Genomic DNA, 4,957 nt, shown 5'->3' with positions numbered 1-4,957 from the left:
GCGCCGGTCCCGGCCCGCGCCGCCGCGCCGGCCCCCGCCGCGCAGGATGCGGACCGCGGCGGACCGGAGAAGAAGGACGCGGAAAAGAAGAAGGACGAGGTCTCGAACCTGCGGGTGGACATCGGGCGGATCGACAAGGTGATGGACCTCACGGGCGAGGTGGTGCTCGCGAGGAACCGCCTGCTGAACCTCATCAACACCATCAGCGCGCAGTACGCCGACGACCCCGCCGTGTCGAACGTCATGGAGACCGTGTCGTTCCTCGACCTCGTCACCTCCGACCTGCAGCTCTCGGTCATGAAGATGCGCATGCAGGCGCTCCAGAAGGTCTTCGGCAAGTTTCCGCGGGTCGTGCGGGACCTTGCCTCCGCCATCGGGAAGGAAGTGGACCTGAAGATCACCGGTGAGGAGACGGAGGTCGACCGGTCGGTCATCGAGCACATCGGGGACCCCATGGTCCACATCATCCGCAACGCCATCGACCACGGGCTCGAGCCGCCCGATGTCCGCAGGGCCAAGGGGAAGCCGGAGCGGGGCACCATTTCGATCGCCGCGTCCCAGAAGGGAAACCAGATCGTCATCGAGATCTCCGACGACGGGAAGGGGATCGACCTCGACCGCGTCAAGCGGAAGGCGATCGAACGGGGGATCCTGACGGTCGAAGAAGCGGAGCGGATGACGGAGGAGGCGGCCATCGGGCTGATCTTCCAGGCCGGCTTCTCCACGATGGACGTGGCCACGGAGCTTTCCGGGCGCGGCGTGGGGATGGACGTCGTCAAGACGAGCATCTCGAAGCTGAGCGGTTTCGTGGAGGTCAAGACGCGCAGGGACGAAGGGACGACCTTCCGGGTCAACATCCCCCTGACGCTGGCGATCATCCAGGCGCTCATGGTCCGCGCGGCGGGCGTCCAGTACGCCGTTCCGCTGTCGCTCATCGAGGAGATCGTCCGGGTGTCGCCGGAGGAGATCGCTCTGGCCGGCGGGCGCCGGGTGTTCGTGCTCCGGGAGAAGGTCCTCCCGTTCTTCGAGCTGTCGGAGCTGCTCGGGAAGGGAAGCCCGCCGGAAGGCGCGGCCCGGTACGCCGTCGTGGTCGCCGTCGGCGATTCCCGCTTCTGCCTCTCCGTCGACAAGCTGCTCGGCGAGGAGGAAGTGGTCATCAAGCCGCTCGAAGGGGTCGCGACGGAGGCGTCCCACACGCTGGGGTCCACCATCACCGGGGAGGGCAAGGTGGTCCTCATCCTGGACCTGGCAAGCATCTCCAGAAGCCTGACGGGATCGAACAGGACATAAAGGAGGAGCCATGGCGCAGCACATCGGGTTCAAGCTCGGAGGGGAGGAGTACTCCGTCCCGATCCTGAGCGTCCGCGAGATCATCAACGTGCCGGAGCTGACGCGCATGCCCCGGACCCCGGACTACATCGAGGGGGTCGCCAACCTCCGGGGAAGCGTGGTCCCGATCGTCAGCACCCGGAAGGTCGTGAAGATCAACGGGGGCCCGCAGGCCGAGGGCGGCGAGGGGGACCGGGTCATCGTCCTCATCAACGGGAGGTCCGCCTACGGGATCCTGGTCGACGGCATCACGGGCGTCATCGGAATCGACGAGTCCGCCATCGACCCGCCGGAGAAGATCATGAACGGCGCCGGCGACCAGTTCGTCGGGGTTGCCAAGTGCAACGGCCGTCTCGTCGTCGTCCTCGACCCGAAAAAGCTCCTTCCGAACGGTGAGTCCCTCTTCGACGAGGGTGAGATCGAGGTGCGGGAGACCTCCGACGCGGGCAAGGTCGAGGTGGTCCGGAAGATGCAGACGATCGGCGGGGACGTGGAGGTCCACGAGCTCCGGGACGCCAAGGAGTTCCTGGCGAAGCGGATCGACTCGAAGGACCCGAACAGCAGGGCGCTCGAGCAGCTCGCCGCGTTCATGGAGGCGATCGCGGCGAAGGACCTCGGGGCCGCGGACGCCGCCCTCGAGCAGCTCGTCAAGTCGCCGGAGGAAGGGCTGTTCAAGGAGGTCGGCAAGGTTACCAGGCGGCTGCACGACTCCCTGAAGAGCTTCAAGGAGGCCATCGACCCGAAGATCTCGACGCTCGTCGCCAATGAGATGCCCAGCGCGGTGGACCGTCTCCAGTACTGCGTCCAGAAGACCGAGGAGGCGGCCAACAAGACGATGGGGATCGTCGAGCGGCACCTCCTGCAGATGGACGACCTGGCGGCGAACATCCGGAAGCTCCAGGGGCCGGAAGACGCCGTGAATTACCTGAAGGACTTCAAGAACCGGTACGAGGACGACCTGACGGAGATCATCACGACCCAGTCGTTCCAGGACCTCACCGGGCAGACGATCCAGAAGGTCATCCGGCTCGTGGCGGATATCGAGAAGGAGCTCGTCGGGATGATCGCGGCGTTCGGGCTGAAGATCGACGTGGAGAACCGGGAGAGCGAGGAGGTCCGGGAGAAGGTCTCCCAGGCCGGCGTGGACGATCTGCTGAAGGAGTTCGGGTTCTGATCATGCCGATCCGCGTCCTCATCGTGGACGACTCGGCGTTCATGCGGAACGCCCTGGGCAAGATGCTGTCCGCCGACCCCGAGATCGAGGTCGCCGGGACCGCCCGGGACGGGGTCGAGGCGCTGGAGAAGATCGCCCAGCTCAAGCCCGACCTGGTGACGATGGACATCGAGATGCCGCGGATGGACGGGATCGAGGCGCTCCGCCGGATCATGGCGACGCAGCCGCTCCCCGTGATCATGGTCAGCTCGCTCACGGTGGAGGGGGCCAAGGCGACCCTCGAGGCGCTCGATATCGGCGCCGTCGACTTCCTCTCGAAGAACCTGGCCGACCTGTCGCTGAACATCCTCCAGGTCCGGGAGGCGCTCCTCGAGAAGGTCAAGCAGATCGGCCGAAAGCGGGCGCGCCAGACGATCCGTACGGCGCGCGCGATCCAGCCGCCGGCGGTTCCGCCCCCTCCGGCGGAAGGGCGGCAGGAGTACCGGAAGGAGCGGCGGATCGCCGTCGTGGCGATCGGGACTTCGACCGGCGGACCCAAGGCGCTCCAGGAAGTCATCCCGAAGCTCCCGAAGGAATTCCCCGTGCCGGTGGTCGTCGTCCAGCACATGCCTCCGGCGTTCACGGCCGCTTTTGCGGAGCGGTTGAACGAGCTGAGCCGGGTGCGGGTGAAGGAGGCGGAGGAAGGGGAGGTCCTGAAGCCCGGCGTCGTCCTCGTGGCTCCCGGCAGGGGGCACTTGAGCGTCCGCAGGGGGCGCGTCGGGGAATGCTACGTGACCGTCGACGAGAACCGGCCGGACCTCATCTACCGGCCCTCGGCGGACGTCATGCTGCTTTCCGTGGCCGAGATCTTCCCGGGACGGGCGCTCGGCGTGATCCTCACCGGCATGGGCAACGACGGAGAGAAGGGGATGCTGGCGATCAAGGCGTCCGGCGGGCGGACCATCGCCCAGAACGAGGAGACCTGCGTCGTGTACGGGATGCCGCGCGCGTCCGTCGACGCCCGGGCCGTCGACAGGGTGGTTCCCCTGTGCGAGGTGGCCGGGGAGATCGTCAACGCCGTGTGATCCCGATTAAAGAGATTCCAGGGTCCACCGATAAGCAACCGAAGAAGCCATCCAGCGGTCCGAACGGAGGAGAGATATGGGAACGAACGGCGAGGGCGGGATCCAGCAGCTGGTCACCTTCCGGCTGGGGGACGAGGAGTACGGCGTCGACATCCTGAAGGTCCATGAGATCGACCGGATGATGGACATCACGGAAGTCCCGAACGCGCCGCCCTCCATCGAGGGCGTCATCAACCTGCGCGGGAAGGTCATCCCCGTCATCAACCTGAGGAAGAAGTTCGACCTCCCGCCGCGGGAGCCGGACGCCCGCACGAAGATCGTCGTCGTGGACATCGGCACGTCCGCGGGGATGATCGTGGACTCGGTCTCCGAGGTGCTGCGGATCTCGTCCGACATCGTCGAGCCTCCCCCCGCCATGGCGGCCGGAGTGAGCTCCGAGTACATCCGCGGCGTCGGGAAGCTGAAGGACCGGCTCCTTATTCTCCTGGACATCGAGAAGCTCCTGGGGGCCGGGGAGAAGGCGCAGACGCAAAAGGCCGTCGCGGCCGTCTGAGGCCGCAAGATCCCGTGCGGGGGATGGGGATGAAGATGACTCTGTCGAAGAAGATGTACGGGATGATCGGGATCATCTCGGTGGTCATGCTGGTGATTTCGGGGATCGCAATCTACGGGATCCGGTCCATCCTCGGGGCGTACGAGTCGCTCGTCCGGGTGGACGCCGCGCGGTATTCCGCCGCCATGGACGCGCAGGTGGCGCTGGGGAAGGCCGTCGTGGCCACCAAGAACTACATGACCCGGATGGAACAGGAGTATACGGACGAATTCAAGGCGCAGATCGGGAAGCTGAAGACATCCATCCAGGCCATGGAACGGCACGCCCGGACGACGGACGAGAAGGAAATCGCCGTTATGGCTCTGGAGGAGCTCAACCAATACGAAAAACAGGGGAACGAGCTGATCGCCGCGGTCCTTACCGGCAAGGACGCCGTCTCGGTCGACACCGAGTTCCAGGGGATCGATCGGAACCTCTTCGTGACGCTCGAGGAGATGGGCGATGCGACGCTCAAGGCCCAGAACGGGAATTTCGAGCGCGACGCTTCCTCGGCGAAGGCGACGCAGGCGATGTTCCTTGCGGTGGCTCTGATCGGGGTGGCGCTGGCGTGGGTGTTCGCGGCGCTCACGATCCGGAAGGTCACCCGGTCGGTGGTCGTGGTGAGCGAGGTGACGGGGAAGGCGTCGGAGGGGGATTTGAGCCAGGACGTTCCGGTGCTGACTACCGACGAGGTGGGGCAGATGGCGCAGGGGTTCAACAAGATGATGGAGGACCTGCGCAGGATCGCCGGCGAGATCAAGGGGATGACGAACACGCTGGCGAGCAGCTCGGAGGAGG

The 4,957-nt window shown here is 66.0% G+C and carries 5 protein-coding genes; all 5 read left to right on the top strand.

Annotation, left to right across the window (positions count from 1 at the left end):
- On the top strand, positions 1 to 1,290 hold a 1,290-nt coding region (locus AB1346_05640; GenBank protein ID MEW6719911.1), incomplete at its 5' end, for a chemotaxis protein CheA.
- A gap of 10 nt (positions 1,291 to 1,300) precedes the next feature.
- Positions 1,301 to 2,503, top strand: coding sequence for a protein phosphatase CheZ (locus AB1346_05635; GenBank protein ID MEW6719910.1), 1,203 nt, complete (start codon positions 1,301 to 1,303; stop codon positions 2,501 to 2,503).
- Between the two features lie 2 nt (positions 2,504 to 2,505).
- Positions 2,506 to 3,567, top strand: a complete 1,062-nt coding sequence (locus AB1346_05630; GenBank protein MEW6719909.1) for a chemotaxis response regulator protein-glutamate methylesterase — start codon at positions 2,506 to 2,508, stop codon at positions 3,565 to 3,567.
- A gap of 76 nt (positions 3,568 to 3,643) precedes the next feature.
- Positions 3,644 to 4,120: a chemotaxis protein CheW gene (locus tag AB1346_05625; GenBank protein MEW6719908.1), complete on the top strand. Its 477-nt coding sequence runs from the start codon at positions 3,644 to 3,646 to the stop codon at positions 4,118 to 4,120.
- A gap of 29 nt (positions 4,121 to 4,149) precedes the next feature.
- A partial coding sequence (locus AB1346_05620; GenBank protein ID MEW6719907.1) for a HAMP domain-containing protein occupies positions 4,150 to 4,957 on the top strand: 808 nt, incomplete at its 3' end.

The organism is Thermodesulfobacteriota bacterium (genome assembly GCA_040758155.1).
In the GTDB taxonomy this organism is placed as follows: Bacteria; Desulfobacterota; Deferrimicrobia; order Deferrimicrobiales; family Deferrimicrobiaceae; genus UBA2219.
The sequence above is the reverse complement of the archived record's forward strand: the minus strand, read 5'-3'. Positions and strand labels throughout refer to the sequence as shown.